This is a genomic window from candidate division KSB1 bacterium (assembly GCA_024655945.1).
Lineage (GTDB): Bacteria > Zhuqueibacterota > Zhuqueibacteria > JANLFK01 > Oleimicrobiaceae > Oleimicrobium.
The window spans coordinates 23,205-39,199 of record JANLFK010000002.1 but is presented as its reverse complement, the minus strand read 5'-3'; the positions used below and the strand labels follow the sequence as shown (position 1 = coordinate 39,199).

The following is a 15,995-nucleotide window of genomic DNA, read 5'->3' as shown; positions in this document are numbered from 1 at the left end:
TTCTTCGCACACTTTGCATCCTCTGGAGTGATGCCGTGCAACCGAGAAGGAATATGTCGCCGACAATCGCGAGTCTATGGCGGAGGCTGTCCATGCGGGTAAAAGGCCTCTGCTGTGCGAGTCTGTCATTTGTCCTTCTTGCATGCAGCCACAAAGACATCGAGAAGCCATCGCCCCTGCAGGCCGATGTGAACATAGCCATCGGCAGTACTCCGGTGGGGACCATTGCGCCTCTGCTTGGTGTCAACATCGGCCCGGCCCCCTCGGTGACCGGGCCCGCCACTGCGGACCTCACTCGAGCCTACCAGGAAATCGGCGTGACCCTTGTGCGGACCCACGACTTCTACGGGCCGTTGGACATGGCATTGATGTACCGGGACCGCACGCGAGACCCGTCTGACCCGGCAGCCTATGACTTTGCCGCCAGTGACTTCATGTGGCGTGCGATTGTGGACGAAGGCTTTGAGCCTTACTTTCGGCTGGGCGACTCTTGGAACAACGCCACGCCACCCGCCAATGCCCAGGAGAGGGCCAACTGGGTGGGTGCGGCGGTCGAGGTGGTGCGCCACTATCGTGAAGGCAAGTGGAACGGCTTCACCACGCCTTTCCCCTACGTGGAGATATGGAACGAGCCGGATAACGCGCAGTTTTGGCCGCCACCCCGCACGCGCCTTGAATTCTTCCAGCTCTTCGTGGATGCCGCGAAGGCCCTAAAGGAGGCTTTCCCCGACCTCCAGGTCGGCGGGCCTGGTATGATGCAAACCGGGTTCATGACTGCGCAAGGCAAGGAGTGGGTACGAAGCTTCCTCGGCTACCTCAAACAGAACAACACACCGCTGGACTTTTTCTCCTGGCACCTCTATTCCAATGAGCCGAGCGATTGGCTCATCGGCGCGCGGTCCTACCACAGCGAGCTGGATGCTGCTGGGTTCCCCTCGGCGACGATGCATGTTACCGAGTGGAACACCGACATCATGTTCGTCGAGGAAAAGAGCGCCGAGGCCTTTGCGCTGCGCACCGGTGGCAAGGGGGCAGCCATTCTGACGGCTGCCTGGATCGCCATGCAGCAGGAAGGAGTCGCGGCGGCGACCTTCTATCGTGGCCCGGACCCTGCCGCGGACGCGCCTACCTTCTACGGCATGTTCTATGCCGATGGCAGACCCAAACGAGTTGCGAGAGCCTTCTCGCTCTGGGCCCTCCTGACCACGTACCCGCAGCGACTGGCGGTTGCCGCTACTCCCGCCTCGTCACTTTGGATGTTGGCCGGCCTGAATGAGGCAGGGGAGAGGGCACTCCTCATTGCGAATCCCACCGCCGAGGCAGTGTCGTATGCGATCAGTGGCATCGGAGCGGGGCGCCTGAGCCTCCTGCAGGTGGACGATGCAAGCGCTGATGTCCAGCACCCCTTAGTCAACGACACGGTATTGAGCATTCCCGGCTACGCCGTGCAGCTGGTGAGGATCGAGAGGTAGTTTATGCCGCGCGGTCAGCCGGTCGGCTGTTTCGCCAAAGGAGCGGCGCGTCACAGCCTGGGGCCGGCGTTGGCACGGGTGGGCCTGCGTGGCGAGCGAGCGTCGGGGTCGGAACGCGCCTGGGAAAGGCGAGGCGAAAAGGTGCTTGATTTCCATGCGGGCAGTTGGTATATTTAGCGCGGCCGATCAGCCATGCGGCCCTCGCCCTGCGCCCATAGCTCAGCTGGATAGAGCAACGGACTTCTAATCCGTAGGTCGTGCGTTCGAATCGCACTGGGCGCGCTCTTCTTTACGCCCTTCTTTCTTTTTGGCGCGGAAGAATTTTCCTTGACAATTTCCTCCTGATATTGTAAATTGCGGCCAGTTGGTTGCCGATAGCAACTATTGCCCTTAGCAGGAAATGTGGCTATGGAAAAGCGACTCTTTGAACTCATTATGACGGTGAGCGCAAAATGTTGGGCCACCGAGCAAAAGATCATGGACCAGCTTGAGCTGTCGCCGGCCGAGTTCAATGGACTGCTCATCATGAAAGAAGAGGAGGCACTCCCGGCGTTCGAACTCTCGGCGAAAATGGGGCTCTCGCCGTCGCGGGGGAGTCGCGTGATCGACCGCTTGGCCAAACAGGGGTACGTTTCGGTGACCACTGCGGCCGAGGATCGCCGCCGCGTTAACGTGGCACTCACCAGCCAGGGGAAGCAGATGCAGCTCCGCATTGGCGAACTGATGACTGAATGCGAAGCGCGACTACTTGCTGCGCTGCCGCCGCAGGCGCACGAAAAGGTGCGCGAAGCGCTCACCTTGCTCGCTGAAGTGATGTAACAGGAACATAACCCACGCACGGAGAAATCCCATGGCGCGTCTCGACAGAAGTTATTTTCAGGCGTTTGGCAACCGCGTGACCTTCGACGAAGTGGAGCGGATGCTTTACGGGCACGACATTGCCGCCATGCCGGCGCTGGTCAGACCGTTCATAGGAAGCACGGTCCCTGACCTCGTGGTGCAGCCGAAGGACGAGGCCGAGCTTACGGAATTGGTGAAGTGGGCCTACCAACGGCGCATCCCCGTTACGCCGCGCGGCAAAGCCTCCTCTGGCTACGGTGGGGTGATCCCTGTCAAGAAAGGGATGGTCGTCGATTTCTATCACATGAAGGACGTGATCGCAATAGACCCAGAGGCGCAGACCGCGACCGTGCAGCCCGGCATCACTTGGGAGGCGCTGGACCGCAAGCTGAAGAAACACGGCTTCACCTTGCGCCTCTATCCCACCAGTTACCCCTCTTCCAGTGTCGGAGGGTGGTTAGCACAGGGCGGCGCCGGGATAGGAAGCTACGAATACGGGTACTTCCGCGACAATGTGGTCTCTGCCCGTGTGGTGTTGCCTTCTGGTGAGACACGGGACCTGAGTGGAAACGACCTCGATCTGGTCGCCGACATGGAAGGCACAACGGGGATCCTCAGTCAGGTGACGCTGCGGGTCAAGCCTGACGAAGAGCTCGACGTCGTCGCCGTGGCCTGTCCTGATGCCCACGAGCTGCAGCGTTTCGCCCAGTCGGTGATTGACGCCGACCTGCCCATTTGGGCAATGGTGTTCATCAATCCGCGCATGGCCGAGATGAAGAATCGCGCGCCCCTCATGGAGCACTATGGTCATCCCATCGAGGAGCGGGTCATCCTGCCTGCGGCCTACATTACCACCCTGGCCTTCCGCAAAGAACACAGCCAGCAGGTGCGGGAGAGGTTAGCTCAACTGCTCAAACCTTGTCAAGGCGAAGTACTCAGCGAGCGCATCGCCCGCCACGAATGGGAGCATCGCTTCAAGCTGATGATTGTCAAGCGCCTTGGACCGTCTCTGGTCCCTGCGGAGGTCATCGTTCCCCTGCACAGCCTCGGGGCAGTGATGACCGAAATAGAAAACAAGGTTCACCAGCCGGTAGTGAAAGAGGGCGTGGTGATCAGGCGTGGAGTAGGGGGGACTCCTGAGGTGGTCATCCTCGGCTTTATCCCCAGCGACCAGCGACGTCTCAGCTACAACTTTGTCTTCGGGCTGGTGATGACCATTATGAACATTGCGGGCAAGCACGGCGGGCGCCCCTACGCCACGGGTCTGTACTTCGCAAGCCGCGGCCGCGAGATCCTTGGCAAGGAGCGCCGGGAGCGAGCACGCCGCTTCAAGAAACAGGTCGACCCAAAAGGGATCCTCAATCCCCGTAAGGTTTTCGGCAACGGCCCGTTCGGCGCCTTGATGCGCCTGGCCAGCTGGTTCGAACCGTTGATTAGACCTTTTGGCAACACCGTCATCACCCAGGTGGGAGAGCGCCCCAGTGGCGAGGTGCGTGGCATGCCGCCAGACGTAGCCTGGTATGCGTATGGCTGCTCGCAGTGCGGTTACTGCATCGACGAGTGCGATCAGTTCTACAGCCGCGGCTGGGAGAGCCAAAGCCCACGCGGCAAATGGTACTGGCTGCGGCAGTTCATGGAAGGGAAGGTTGACTGGAACCAGAAAATGGTGGACACCTTCCTGGTCTGCACGACCTGTGAGCTGTGCAATCTCCGTTGCTCGGCGGCGCTGCCCATCGAGCCGGCCTGGATGAAGCTCCGCGGCAAGCTGGTCACGGACGACCGTCGCATGACCTTCCCGCCCTTTGAAATGATGGCCGCCGCCTTGCGCGGGCAGGGGAACATTTGGGCAGGCTACCGCAAGAACCGGGCTGCCTGGTTCCCCGAGGACTTGCGGCAGAAACACGGCCCCCAACACACGAGCAAGACCGTCTACTTCGCCGGGTGCACGGCAAGCTATGTCGAGCACGATATCGGTATGGCCTCCGTCCGGCTTCTGGACGCCGCGGGTGTCGATTTCTCCTACCTCGGCCAAAAGGAGAACTGCTGCGGTACCCCGATGCTGGTGGCAGGCAAGTGGGAACTCTTTGGCGAGGTGATGCAGCGCAACATCGAAGCAGTCAAGAGCGCCGGTGCCGACACGGTGGTTACCTCGTGCCCTGCCTGCGACATGATGTGGCGGCAAGTCTACCCCACGTGGGCCAAGAAACTGGGCATCGACTATGGTATCGTGACGCGCCACTATTCAGAGGTCATCGCCGGAAAACTGGCAAGGGGCGAATTCTCGTTCCCCAACGGCAAGGGCAAGGCAAAGAAGGTGACTTGGCACGACTCCTGCCACATCGGTCGTGTCTCTGGGGTGTACGAGGAACCGCGCCAGCTCATCAGAGCACTGCCTGGGGTGGAGCTGGTGGAGATGGAGCACAACCGGGCCGAGGCGCACTGCTGTGGGAGCGTGCTGACGCTGATCAAAGAGCCACCGGTCGCAGCGGAGATTGGCAAGGTGCGGCTCGAGGAGGCGATGGAAGCCGGCGCGGAAACCGTGCTCAGCCTCTGTCCCTGCTGCGAGCTTCAGCTGCGCGTCAGCGCCACCAAGAAGCAGCTGCCCTTGCAAGTCGTCGACCTTGCTCGCTTCGCCGCGGCCAAACTCGGGTACGAGTTCCCAGACCCAAATCCCGAAGTACAGGCGCAGTGGGCGGTGTTCGAGGCGATGATCGCCCTCATGACGCCGCAGGGTTTTGCCGAACTCATGAGCAGCATGTGGCCGGAGTTGATCGACGCCATGCCGTTGGGCATGGGGCCGATGATGCGCCTCATGGGCAAGGTGCCAGGGGCCTTGACGCTGATGAAGCCCTTGTTCCCGCTGCTCTTCCCCAAGTTGTTGCCGGTGATGATGCCCAAGGTGATGCCGGTCATGCTTGCACGCGTGGCCGAGCGCGTCCCAATGCCTGACTACATGCGCGAGCAAATGCCGGAACTGATGCCCCAGGTCATGCAGAACCTCATGCCGCACATGATTGGCGATATGGTGCCGCTGGTCACCCAGCCCATGATCGACTATCTGCGTGGCAAGACGGCAGTCAGCCCCTAGGCCGAGCTTTTTTGCTTGCTTTTCTCCGGAAAGTGGCTATTTTGGGCCAGACGAGCGGATTGGCAGAGGTGCTGCTGCGCGCGCACGGAGAGGGAGGCGGGTCATGATGCTGGGCGGCTTCCATTAGCAAACGGCCTTGCTTGGCAAGACTGAATTCTACGGTGCCGACACATGTTAGGCAGATACCGGAAGAGCATAAGAGGCGGTTTTCACTTTCCACGGTTGGAAGGAGAACCTCAGGGCGGCGTGGGAGAGGTTCCCCTTTCTGGCCCTCTGTGGGTGCCATTGCGGCAAGGTTTCGGCGGCACTTGTCAGGCCGTCGTCAAACCTGGTGACCGTGTGGTGCGAGGCCAAGTGCTCGGCAGGGCAAACGGCGAGCTTGGCTGGCCCGTACACGCTCCGGCCAGCGGGACGGTGGCCCAAATGGGCGCGGTTACCATCGCTGACGACCTGGTGCCAGCGATCTGCATCGAACCGGACGGCAGGAATGAGGAGGAGCGTCTGCCCGGTGCCACCCCCTCGTTTGAGCGTCTCCAGGCCGATGAAGTGCAAAACCTTCTGCATGCCGCGGGGGTCGGTTCTCTGTTTTCCCAGGGCTTACCCTCGCCTCTTACGCGCAGTCCCTTGCCCACAGAGCAGGTGAAGGTGGTTGCCATCGCGGCCCTGAGCACTGAGCCGTTTCTGCCAAGGCCGCGAGTGCTGCTCAACGGGCGATTGGACGACTTTGTAACTGGCTTGCGCGTGCTTCACCAAGCATTTCCCGAGGCCACCGTAGCTGTGGGCTACAGCCGGGCGGACAGCGACCTCTTCGGCGAGGTCTACCGGCGAACTGCGGCGCCTTCCTGGCTCACCGTCTGGCCTCTTGCGGCGAAGTACCCGCAAGAGCACCCGGCCCTTCTAGTCACCGCACTACTTTCCCGCAAGAAGGTCACTACCTCGCCAGCAGCACTCGGGGCCGTAGTCGCGGATGCGCAGGTGGTGCTCCATGCCAAGGAGGCGGTGGTCGATGGACGCCCGGTCACAAAACGCCTTCTTGCGCTGGGCGGGAATGGCTTCAGCCGCCCCGGCTATGTGAGGGTGCCCGTCGGCACCACCGTGCGCGCTTTGGTGAGCGGCCGGCTGATTGACCAGGCCCACCCCTATCTGGTGCTTGGCGGTCTTCTCACCGGCGTCCGTGTCACCGACCTGGAAGCCCCAGTGACCCGCTCGACCGCCGCACTCGCCTGCTTGCCGCTCCCTACTCAGGCGGAGTTGCTCGGCTCTTTCCGGCCAGGTGCGAAAAGTGTTTCCTCGAGCAACGCCTTCCTCGCCGCCATGCTCCCATTTGGCTCCCGGCGTCTGGTGGCCAGTCTACATGGGGAAAAGCGCCCTTGTGTGCAGTGCAACTACTGCGAAGATGTGTGCCCGGTGGAAATCATCCCCCACTTGCTCAGCAAGCAGGTGACTCACGGTTTGGTGGAGGAGAGCGAACGCTTTGGCATCTTCTCGTGCGTCGAGTGCGGGCTCTGTTCCTACGTGTGCCCATCGAAGATCGACTTGCTGGCCGATATTCGCCTTGGAAAACGGACGCTGATGCAAGAGAAGGAAAAGTATGCGGCGACTGCTTGAGCGTCTTTTCCAGAGTGCCTATGGCCTTGTGAGCAAGTACAAGGCCCTCTCTCCCTTGCGCACTGCCCTGCAGGCCCTGGATGCTTTCTTCTTCCTGAAACCAGAGGTCCCAGTGGCGCCCCCGTATGTGCGCGACCCCTTGGATTTGAAACGCTTCATGATTATGGTCGTTTTTGCGCTGATGCCCGCGACCCTGGCTTCCATCTATTTCTTCGGCTGGCGCAGCATCGCCATCATAGCAGTATCGTACGTTTTCGGCGTGGGTACCGAGTGGCTCTTTGCCTATGCGCGCAAGGAGGAGATACACGAAGGGGCATTTGTCACCTGCCTCATCTTTCCGCTGATTCTGCCTCCCACTATTCCTCTCTGGATGGTTGCCGTCGGCATCGTCTTCGCCACAGTGTTTGCCAAGGAAGCCTTTGGCGGCACCGGACGCAACATCTTCAACGTGGCGATGATCGGTCGGCTCTTCTTGGCGGTCGCCTTTCCCGCGACGATGACGACTCGCTGGCAGCAGCCGTTTCGCTCCGGCTTAGGCGGATTTGCCAAATGGACCGCGGATGTTGTCACCGGCGCCACGCCGCTCATTTCGTACAAGGCCACGCATTCCTTGACCGGCCTTAAGGAGCTGTTTGTAGGCACGGTGGCCGGCGCCCTCGGCGAGACGTCCGCACTTCTGATCCTGCTCGGGGGAGTGTTCCTTGTCGCCACCAAAGTGGCCAACTGGCGCCTGCCGTTAGGTTACTTGGGGGCAATGGCGGTCTTTTCTGCAATTGGCTCCTCGCTCTGGCCTGAAAGGTTCGCGCCGCCGCTTTTCCAGTTGCTGGCCGGTGGCGCAATGTTTGGAGCAATGTTTATGCTCACCGACCCGGTCACCTGTTGTTTCACCAAGGTGGGCAAGTGGATCTACGCCGTAGCTGCCGGCATCATCACGGTGCTCATCCGCGGCCTGTCCGGCTACGTGGAGGGCGTGATGTTTGCGATCATCTTCATGAACACGTTTGCTCCCCTGATCGACCACCTCGTCCTCATGGCCAAGTACCGGGAGGTGGCGTCGAGATGAAGGATAGAGTACGGATGGTCGTGGTGCTTGTCGTCAGCGCAGCCATTTCGGCGACAATGTTGGGCTGGGTCTATGACTACACCACGCAGACTGTTCAGATCAATCAGGAGAAAAAGCTCAAGCGCATGGTGCTGGATGCCTTTTCGATTCCGTACGATGAGGGAAATTTGCTGGAGGTTTTTGCGCGAAGCGTGGAGGAGGTCACCGGTCCCTCCGGTACCTACTACCGTGCCTACGTGATGAAAGATGGGGCCAAGAGCTACACGGGAGTTGCCTTTGAGCTCTTCGGACCAGGTTTCTGGGCTCCAATTCGGGTCATTCTGGCACTGGAAGAGGACTTGCAGACGGTGCGCGGCTTCAAGGTTGTGGAACAGGCAGAGACCCCAGGGTTAGGCGGCCGCATGAATGAGCCATGGTTTCAGGAACAGTTCAAAGGAAAAAGGGTTGTTCCCGCGTTGCATGTAGTGCATGGCGCGAAAGCAAACGGCCCCAACGAGGTGGACGCGATCACTGGTGCCACCGAGACCAGCAAGGCATTGGATCGGATCATAAGTCGGGGACTTGCCGGCTTCCTGGCGGGCATGCCCGGTGCACCCGAAGCACCTCGACAGGACTGAGCGCTTGCCGGAGTGGGAGAGAGTGATCGTCGAAGAATGGCTGTGCACATGAGGCTTGCTCGCTGACAAGCCTCACCTTCTCACAACCAGGTATACGGAAAGGCAATGGCTGATAGTACCGTCTCAGGCGAAGTGAAGGCGAAACCCCTGCGCCGCAAGGTCCCGCTCACCCAGCGCGAGGGGTGGAAGCAGATGGTCAAAGGGATTTGGGCAGAGAACCCGACCTTCCGCATGGTGTTAGGGATCTGTTCTGCTCTGGCGGTGACCAACAAGCTCACCAACACCCTGGCGATGTGCATCGCCGTGATTTTTGTCACGACGGCCTCGTCCGTGACCGTCTCGCTGCTGCGCCGCGCGATTCCGCGTCGCGTACGCATGGCGGTGTACACGCTGATCGTCGCCACGTACGTGGTTTTCGTGGATCAGTACTTGAAAGCGTTCTACCCGGCGATCAGCGAGGCCATGGGGCCGTATGTAGGACTCATCATTACCAATTGCATCATCATGGGGCGAGCAGAAACCTATGCGTCCTCTAACCCCCCGGGGCGCGCTTTCTTGGACGCCCTGGGCGTAGGCCTTGGCTATGCGATGTCGCTTATCATCGTCGCCTTTGTGCGCGAACTACTTGGGTTCGGCACATTGTTCGACCACCGTGTGCTGGGCACCTGGTGGGAGCCGTGGGTCATCATGGTGATGGCGCCTGGGGCGTTCATCGTCTTGGGTCTGTACATCTGGCTGCTGCGCGGCTTTCAAATGCGAAAGTAGCCCGTGAAAAAGGCTGCGTTCACGGGAGAAGCTCATGAGCCCATACGTCATCTTTTTCGCTGCCATCTTCACCAACAACATCGCCTTGACCTACTTCCTGGGCATGTGTCCCTTCATCGCCGTATCGCGCGACCTGAAGACGGCAACCGGCATGGGGATAGCCGTCATCTTCGTGATGTCGCTGACGGCGCTTTTCGCCTGGCCGGTGTATCACTGGCTCCTTGTGCCGTATCATGTGCAGTACCTGCAGTTGGTGAGTTTCATCATCATCATCGCGGCGTTGGTGCAAGTTGTGGAGATGGTCATCGAGCGCTTTTCGCCCACGCTGTACATCAACATGGGAGTGTTTCTGCCGCTTATCACGGTTAACTGCGCCATCCTCGGGCTTGCGCTTTTCATGATTTTGCGCAACTACTCTTTCATCCAGAGCATGGCCTACGCTGTGGGGAGCGGCATCGGGTGGATGGCGGTCATCGTGGCGATGGCCGGGATCCGCACGAAGCTTGTCTTCGCCAAAGTGCCCAAGGCGCTGGAAGGCCCGGGTATCACCATGATCATCGCGGGCCTGATGGCTCTGGGTTTCATGGGCTTTGCCGGCATCGTGAACTTGCAGTAGCGCGACATCAGTTCGACAATGTGAGGCGAGTGTCGCATTATGATACCATGGACAGCCGTTCTGGTGCTCTCGGCAGTTGCGGGTGGCTTGGGTGTAGTGTTGGCAGCATTGGACCGTTACCTTGGCACCTATGGGGAGTGCAAGATCTACATCAACGACAATGAGCCCCTGGTGGTGCAAGGCGGGAATTCGGTACTGCAGTACCTGGTTGACCACAAGATATTTATCCCGTCGGCGTGCGGCGGGCGCGCCACCTGCGGCTTCTGCAAGCTCAGGGTGCTGGAAGGGGGCGGCCTGGTGCTGCCCACCGAGGCGCCGTTTCTTTCCAAGGACGAGATTCGCCAGGGCGTACGCCTGGTCTGCCAGGTGAAGGTGAAACAGGATGTGCGCCTGCTCATCCCCGAAGCCTATCTTCGCGTACAGCGCTTCCGCACGCAGGTGGCGGAAATAGCAGACCTCACCCATGACATCAAGCGAATCGTACTCAAACTCTTGGAGCCGGACAGCATCGAGTGCAAGCCTGGCCAGTATATCCAGTTCGAGGTGCCGGGCACGAACGAGTTTCGCGCCTACTCGATGGCCTCGCCACCCAGTTGGAAGCACGCCATCGAGCTTATTGTGCGTCTGGTTCCCGGGGGGTTGTGCACAGGCTATATCTTCAACCACCTGCAGGTGGGGGACGAGGTCTACATCACCGGGCCGTATGGGGAATTCTATCTGCGCGAGGACTCGCAGCGCGACATCCTGTGCGTGGCCGGAGGTTCCGGTGTGGCGCCCATCAAGTCTATAATCACGCACCTCTTCGAGAAGGGTACGACAAGGCGCGTGACCTACTTCTTTGGCGCCCGAGCCGTGAAGGACCTCTATTTTTACCAAGAGTGCCTGGAGCTGGCGCGACAGCGTCCCAATTTCACCTACATCCCGGCTTTGTCGGCAATGGATCCGGGCGACCAGTGGGATGGGGAAACGGGGTTCATCCATACCGTGATCGATAAGAAACTAGATGGCTGCGACAACATGGAGGCTTACCTTTGCGGCCCGCCGGTGATGATTGATGCAGTCATTGAGGTGTTGAAACGCAAGGGAATGTCTGAGTCGTGCATCTATTTTGACAAGTTCTGATCCGGAGCCCTGGCCGCCGCCGGCATCCCCCGGAAGCAACGAGCAGACTTTCCAGAACGGGCCAAGGGCACGGTGCTCACATGCAGGAGGTGAGCCATGGACAAGGGTTTCTGGGAGGGCAAGACCGCTTGTTGGGAGATGCACGCCTGTCCTGAGCAAGTCCGCCGCCAGTGCCCTGCGTACCGCAACCCGGAATTCGCCTGTTGGGCCATCGCCGGGACCCCGTGCAAAGTAAACCTCACCGCCGGCGTCGACGACGACGTCACCATCTGCTACAACTGCAACGTGTACATGAGGTACGGAGGCGGACAGGAGATCGCCATCCTTCTGCCCAGCGAGGGGATGCCTCACTCTCGACTTCTTCTGGAAACTGCCCGCGCCTCCGGTTTCTGTGAGAGACGCCCGCGGCGAAAAGAGGAACACACTCCGCCCGCCACCTGAGCGCCTTGCCGGGGGCGAATCGCAGGAGCGCAAGCAGACGATAGCGAGATTTTGCTTGACGTTTTCAGAAATCTTGCTATCTCTACCGGCGTCAGGCATTGGAGGGAGCTCAATCGGCGATGAAGGAACCAACAGCACGCTGACAACTGCAGAAGGGCCTGCCGGAATTCGGTAGGGCCCTTTTGTATTTCAAAGCCCGGAGGAAGGCGAGCACTCTGGGCACATTCGCGCTCATGGCACCGTGGCATCTGCATGGAGGAGGGATGGAACTGGAGGAGGCAATTCGCAGAAGAAGGAGCGTGCGCTCGTTCAAGGCTGATCCTGTGCCTCGCTCTGTTGTAGAACATCTGTTGGAATTGGCGCAATGGGCCCCTTCGGGCATGAACCAACAGAATTGGTACTTTGTAGTGGTGACCGGCGCAAAAGTAGAGGCGTTGCGCCGGGTGGCAGAGAGGGCCTTTGACCAATACGTCCGAGCACACCTGGAACAGGTTTTCCCGGAAAAGCCTCAGGTGGTGGAGGCCACCGGGAGATTCTTTCGGACCTTAGGAGGAGCGCCGGTGGTCATCTGCGCCTACCACACTCCCTCTGTCGAGGGCGAGGTCACGGACTTGCAATCGGTGGCTGCGGCCATTCAGAACCTCTTGCTGGCGGCGGTCGGCCAGGGGCTCGGCGTGTGCTGGATGACAGGTCCTGTGCATATGGCGGAGGAGATCAACCGCATCACGGGCGTCCAGGACAAGAAGCTGCAGGCCATCATTCCGTTGGGTTACCCCGAGGGAGAAGCACCTACCCCTAAGCGCAAACCGGACCGCGTGCAATGGATTGGCTGGGAGTGACCGAAGAGCTGGCCCTGCTGCGCAGGGAGGTAGCCGAGTTCTGTGCTAAAGAGGTTGCCGCACAAGCACTCGACCACAACCGCAGAGGAACGCCGCCTATTGAGCTGATTACTAAGTCGTCGCAACTGGGGCTCTGTGCAGTGGCCGTTCCAGAAGCTCAGGGTGGCGCCGGTATGGGGGCACTGGCCGTCACTATCGTGCTCGAAGAAGTGGCCAGGGTGTTCCCTTCGCTGGCCCTGTCCCTGGCCGCACAGACCATGGTTGGAATGGTCATTGCCGAAAGTGGCGAAGACCGGCTCCAGGCGGAGCTTGGGCCCCAGGTGGCAAGCGGCAGAGAGATAGCCGCCGTGTCCCTCGTCGAGGATGCGCTGGTTGGGGCGCGGCAGAGGGAAGGCATCGCTCTGCGTGGCGAGCTGCGCCTTGTGGTCAACGGCACGTTTGCCCAATTGTTCCTCGCTGAGGTGGAAGTGGAGGGGGCAAAGCAGTGGGCCATCGCTCCTGCTCCAGCAGCGGATGTACAGTGGTGCCACGGGACGCACTGGGTTTCCGGGCCTCAGGCCTGGCTACTTTGGTGTGCGATGGCCTCCCAGTGGCGGTGGGGCAGCTGCTCCAGCAGGACCCAGCCAGGCTCTCCTTTTGGCGCGGACCCTGTCTGTCTGCTATTGCGGTGGGCATCTGCCAGGGGGCGCTCGACTGCTCCAGCAGGTACGCCCGCGAGCGCCAGCAGTTCGGCCAGCCAATTGCGGACTTCGACATGGTCCGTCGACTCCTGGGGGATGCCGCGCGGCGTGCGGCTTCGGCACGACTGATGACCTATGATGCAGCAGCGCGGATGGATCGCGGAATCCCGGTTCAAGGGCAGCTCCTCCATGCATTGACCTGGAGCAGAGAGTCCGCGATGCTCTGCGCCGACAACGCAGTGCAGGTGTTCGGAGGTTATGGCTACACCAAGGACTATCCTGCTGAGATGTTTTTTCGTGACGCCAAGTTCTTAGAAACCATGCCACCCTGTGTGAGCGAGGCGAGGTGCGCACCGGTGTAGCTGCATAAGGATTACTCGCCGCAATGCTGCCTGCGAACCTTGCTTCCGGAAAGGGCGAAGGAGATCATGCCCCGGCCAAAGGCTGGCCACAGGAAAAAGGGACAGTTTGGTCACGTTTTCCCGAGGACGAGGCGAGCAGAAGTGTGACCGGGAGAAACGTTTCATGAGCCTCTGTGAGCTGACCGCCGCACACTTGCGCTTCAGGGATGAAGTGCGAGAGTTTGCGCAACGGGTGATCGCACCCCGAGCAGCAGAGCGTGATGCCACTGAGGAATTCCCCCTCGAGTTGCTGCGGACCATGGGCGAGAAGGACTGGCTGGGCATCCCCTTCCCGGAAGAATAGGGGGGCATGGGACGAGACTGACGCAGCTACATCCTCGCCCTTGAGGAGATCTCACAAGTGTGCCCCTCGACGGCCATTGCCATCGCCGCCCACTGTTCACTCGCTTGTTACCCGATCTATGCCCGTGGCAGCGAGGAGCAGAAGCGAAGGTAATTGCCGCCTCTGCTCCGCGTAGAGAAGATTGGCTCGTTTGGCCTGACCGAGCCTCACGCCGGTAGCGACGCAGGGGCCACCGAGACGACGGTGCGGCCGGATAACAATTTTTGGGTTGTCAATGGTCAAAAGCGCTTCATCACCAACGGCAGCTTTGCCGATGTGGTAGTCTTCACCGCCAGCCATGACCCGGCGCTGAAGACCAAGGGAATTGGCGCCTTCATCGTTGAGCGTGGTACCCCAGGTTTCTCGGTCGGACGTAGAGAGGACAAGCTCGGCCTGCGCGCTTCCGACACCGCAGAACTCCATTTCGACGACTGCCGCCTGCCGCGTGACCACCTGCTTGGGGAGGAACGCCAAGGGTTCAAGGTGTTCATGGAAACACTCGACGGCGGCAGGATCGGTATCGGCGTGCTCGGCCTCGGGATTGCCGAGGGGGCATTGACCCACGCCATCAGCTTCGCCACCAGCCAACGGCGCCAGGGAGCAGCGCTCCACCGCAGCCAATGGGTGCAGGAGGTGATCGCCGAGGCGGCAACCAAGATTGAGTGTGCGCGCCATCTGATCTACCATGCGGCCGCACTCAAGGACCAGGGGGCCCGCGTGACAGCAGCAAGCGCCATGGCCAAACTCTACGCCTCCGAAGTGGGCACCCGCACGTGCCGGCGCCTCATCGACGTCGTTGGCCCCGAAGCACTTCTCGCCAGCAATCCGTTGCAGCGGCTATTGCGAGATGCGAAGCTTATGGAAATTGGCGAAGGCACCTCACAGATCCAGAAGTTGGTCATCGCCAGGGAGATTCTCGGTCGCTAATCTCTCCCCAGGAGGTCGAACATGGACTTTGAGCTCAGTCCCGACCAGAAACTGGTGCAGGAGATGGTCAGGGAATTTGCGGAGAAGGAGCTGAAGGAGAGGGCTGCACTCATCGACCAGAGCCAAGAGTTTCCGTGGGATAACATCAAGAAGATGGCCAAGCTCGGCCTCTTAGGGGTGGTTGTGCCCGAGGAGTATGGCGGCGGGGGAATGGACTTTGACGCTGGCAGTGGCTATCGAGGAAATCTCGAGAGTATGCGCAAGCACCGGGGTGATTGCCGCGGTAAACAACTCGCTGGTCGCTTACCCGATTCTCACCTTTGGTACTGAGGAACAGAAGCGCAAATACCTTCCGCCCCTTTGCAGCGCCGAAAAGATCGGTGCCTTCGGACTCACCGAACCGGTAGCCGGGAGCGATGTGGCAGGCATGCAGAGCACTGCCGTTCGCCAGGGAGACGACTACGTGCTCAACGGCGCCAAACGCTTCATCACCAACGGCGGCGAGGCGGGAATCTACGTTGTGTTCGCCTACACCGATCCGGAGAAACGCCACAAAGGGATCTCGGCGTTTGTCGTGGAACGGGGCTTCTCGGGCTTTAGGGTTGGCAAGCACGAAGAGACCATGGGCATCCGTGCCACGGCCAACTGCGAGCTGATTCTTGAGGACTGTATTGTGCCCGCCGAGAATCTCTCAGGCCAAGAGGGCGAAGGCTTCAAGATCGCCATGCACACCTTGGACGTCAGCCGCATTGACATTGGGGCACAGGCGGTGGGCCTGGCGCAGGGGTGTCTGGACGAAGCCATCCGTTACGCCAAGGAACGTCAGCAGTTTGGCAAGAAGCTCAGCGAATTCCAGTTCATCCAGGGCATGCTCGCCGAGATGGCCACCGCCATCGACGCGGCACGCTTGCTGGTGTACCGCTCTGCCTACCTGAAGGACGCCGGCACCGCACGCTTCTCCCTGGAGTCGTCCATGGCCAAGTACTTCGCCTCGGAAGTGGCCGTGGAGTGTGCGCGCAAGGCAGTGCAAATCCATGGTGGCTACGGCTATTCGCGTGAGTTTAGCGTGGAACGCTTCTACCGCGATGCCAAGGTCATGGAGATCTATGAGGGTACATCCCAGATTCAAAAGCTGGTTATCGCTCGCGCCTTGCTTGGGCTGTGAGCAGACTC

At 60.4% G+C, this 15,995-nt stretch carries 15 protein-coding genes, 1 tRNA gene and 2 pseudogenes; all 18 read left to right on the top strand.

Annotated elements, in window-relative coordinates:
• Positions 1–92 precede the first annotated feature (92 nt).
• The 18 genes and pseudogenes from NUW13_03270 to NUW13_03185 all read left to right on the top strand — a co-directional run bounded on the left by NUW13_03270 (position 93) and on the right by NUW13_03185 (position 15,987).
• The gene (locus tag NUW13_03270) at positions 93–1,472 is read left to right on the top strand and encodes a hypothetical protein (protein MCR4438044.1); all 1,380 of its coding nucleotides are present in this window, start codon (positions 93–95) and stop codon (positions 1,470–1,472) included.
• A 208-nt stretch (positions 1,473–1,680) separates the two neighbouring features.
• A tRNA-Arg gene (locus tag NUW13_03265) sits at positions 1,681–1,754 on the top strand.
• A gap of 126 nt (positions 1,755–1,880) precedes the next feature.
• Positions 1,881–2,291, top strand: coding sequence for a MarR family transcriptional regulator (locus tag NUW13_03260; protein MCR4438043.1), 411 nt, complete (start codon positions 1,881–1,883; stop codon positions 2,289–2,291).
• A gap of 31 nt (positions 2,292–2,322) precedes the next feature.
• Entirely contained in the window at positions 2,323–5,400 is a 3,078-nt protein-coding gene (locus NUW13_03255; protein MCR4438042.1) for an FAD-binding oxidoreductase, read from the top strand.
• A 171-nt stretch (positions 5,401–5,571) separates the two neighbouring features.
• Positions 5,572–7,008 carry a 4Fe-4S dicluster domain-containing protein gene (locus NUW13_03250; protein MCR4438041.1) on the top strand — a complete coding sequence of 479 codons (1,437 nt, stop codon included), beginning with the start codon at positions 5,572–5,574 and terminating at the stop codon, positions 7,006–7,008.
• Positions 6,992–8,071 carry an RnfABCDGE type electron transport complex subunit D gene (locus NUW13_03245; protein MCR4438040.1) on the top strand — a complete coding sequence of 360 codons (1,080 nt, stop codon included), beginning with the start codon at positions 6,992–6,994 and terminating at the stop codon, positions 8,069–8,071. The genes NUW13_03250 and NUW13_03245 overlap by 17 nt, the downstream gene beginning before the upstream one ends.
• Positions 8,068–8,688 (top strand): FMN-binding protein, encoded by a 621-nt coding sequence (locus NUW13_03240; GenBank protein MCR4438039.1) that lies wholly within the window; start codon positions 8,068–8,070, stop codon positions 8,686–8,688. The genes NUW13_03245 and NUW13_03240 overlap by 4 nt, the downstream gene beginning before the upstream one ends.
• Before the next feature lie 192 nt (positions 8,689–8,880).
• Positions 8,881–9,453, top strand: coding sequence for an electron transport complex subunit RsxE (rsxE, locus tag NUW13_03235; GenBank protein ID MCR4438038.1), 573 nt, complete (start codon positions 8,881–8,883; stop codon positions 9,451–9,453).
• A 34-nt stretch (positions 9,454–9,487) separates the two neighbouring features.
• Positions 9,488–10,069 carry an NADH:ubiquinone reductase (Na(+)-transporting) subunit E gene (locus tag NUW13_03230; GenBank protein ID MCR4438037.1) on the top strand — a complete coding sequence of 194 codons (582 nt, stop codon included), beginning with the start codon at positions 9,488–9,490 and terminating at the stop codon, positions 10,067–10,069.
• A 39-nt stretch (positions 10,070–10,108) separates the two neighbouring features.
• Positions 10,109–11,191, top strand: coding sequence for an FAD-binding oxidoreductase (locus NUW13_03225; protein ID MCR4438036.1), 1,083 nt, complete (start codon positions 10,109–10,111; stop codon positions 11,189–11,191).
• Positions 11,192–11,287: 96 nt separating this feature from the next.
• Entirely contained in the window at positions 11,288–11,632 is a 345-nt protein-coding gene (locus tag NUW13_03220) for a hypothetical protein (protein MCR4438035.1), read from the top strand.
• A gap of 263 nt (positions 11,633–11,895) precedes the next feature.
• Positions 11,896–12,471: a nitroreductase family protein gene (locus tag NUW13_03215; GenBank protein MCR4438034.1), complete on the top strand. Its 576-nt coding sequence runs from the start codon at positions 11,896–11,898 to the stop codon at positions 12,469–12,471.
• A pseudogene (locus NUW13_03210) lies at positions 12,453–12,791 on the top strand (acyl-CoA dehydrogenase family protein). Before NUW13_03215 ends, NUW13_03210 begins: the two are co-directional and overlap by 19 nt.
• A gap of 347 nt (positions 12,792–13,138) precedes the next feature.
• On the top strand, positions 13,139–13,513 hold the full coding sequence (locus NUW13_03205) for an acyl-CoA dehydrogenase family protein (protein MCR4438033.1): 375 nt from the start codon (positions 13,139–13,141) through the stop codon (positions 13,511–13,513).
• Positions 13,514–13,676: 163 nt separating this feature from the next.
• Positions 13,677–13,856: an acyl-CoA dehydrogenase family protein gene (locus NUW13_03200; protein ID MCR4438032.1), complete on the top strand. Its 180-nt coding sequence runs from the start codon at positions 13,677–13,679 to the stop codon at positions 13,854–13,856.
• 30 nt (positions 13,857–13,886) lie between these two features.
• Positions 13,887–14,009 carry an acyl-CoA dehydrogenase family protein gene (locus tag NUW13_03195; protein MCR4438031.1) on the top strand — a complete coding sequence of 41 codons (123 nt, stop codon included), beginning with the start codon at positions 13,887–13,889 and terminating at the stop codon, positions 14,007–14,009.
• The gene (locus NUW13_03190; protein ID MCR4438030.1) at positions 14,010–14,822 is read left to right on the top strand and encodes an acyl-CoA dehydrogenase family protein; all 813 of its coding nucleotides are present in this window, start codon (positions 14,010–14,012) and stop codon (positions 14,820–14,822) included.
• Positions 14,823–14,843: 21 nt separating this feature from the next.
• Positions 14,844–15,987, top strand: a pseudogene (locus tag NUW13_03185) (acyl-CoA dehydrogenase).
• Positions 15,988–15,995: the final 8 nt, after the last annotated feature.

Excerpts from the sequence above, each read along its gene's own strand:
- NUW13_03230 (MCR4438037.1), top strand. The coding sequence starts at position 9,488 with ATGAGCCCATACGTCATCTTTTTCGCTGCCATCTTCACCAACAACATC.
- NUW13_03250 (MCR4438041.1), top strand. The coding sequence starts at position 5,572 with ATGTTAGGCAGATACCGGAAGAGCATAAGAGGCGGTTTTCACTTTCCA.
- NUW13_03255 (MCR4438042.1), top strand. The coding sequence starts at position 2,323 with ATGGCGCGTCTCGACAGAAGTTATTTTCAGGCGTTTGGCAACCGCGTG.
- rsxE (MCR4438038.1), top strand. The coding sequence starts at position 8,881 with ATGGTCAAAGGGATTTGGGCAGAGAACCCGACCTTCCGCATGGTGTTA.
- NUW13_03220 (MCR4438035.1), top strand. The coding sequence starts at position 11,288 with ATGGACAAGGGTTTCTGGGAGGGCAAGACCGCTTGTTGGGAGATGCAC.
- NUW13_03260 (MCR4438043.1), top strand. The coding sequence starts at position 1,881 with ATGGAAAAGCGACTCTTTGAACTCATTATGACGGTGAGCGCAAAATGT.
- NUW13_03215 (MCR4438034.1), top strand. The coding sequence starts at position 11,896 with ATGGAACTGGAGGAGGCAATTCGCAGAAGAAGGAGCGTGCGCTCGTTC.
- NUW13_03240 (MCR4438039.1), top strand. The coding sequence starts at position 8,068 with ATGAAGGATAGAGTACGGATGGTCGTGGTGCTTGTCGTCAGCGCAGCC.
- NUW13_03200 (MCR4438032.1), top strand. The coding sequence starts at position 13,677 with ATGAGCCTCTGTGAGCTGACCGCCGCACACTTGCGCTTCAGGGATGAA.
- NUW13_03225 (MCR4438036.1), top strand. The coding sequence starts at position 10,109 with ATGATACCATGGACAGCCGTTCTGGTGCTCTCGGCAGTTGCGGGTGGC.
- NUW13_03245 (MCR4438040.1), top strand. The coding sequence starts at position 6,992 with ATGCGGCGACTGCTTGAGCGTCTTTTCCAGAGTGCCTATGGCCTTGTG.
- NUW13_03270 (MCR4438044.1), top strand. The coding sequence starts at position 93 with ATGCGGGTAAAAGGCCTCTGCTGTGCGAGTCTGTCATTTGTCCTTCTT.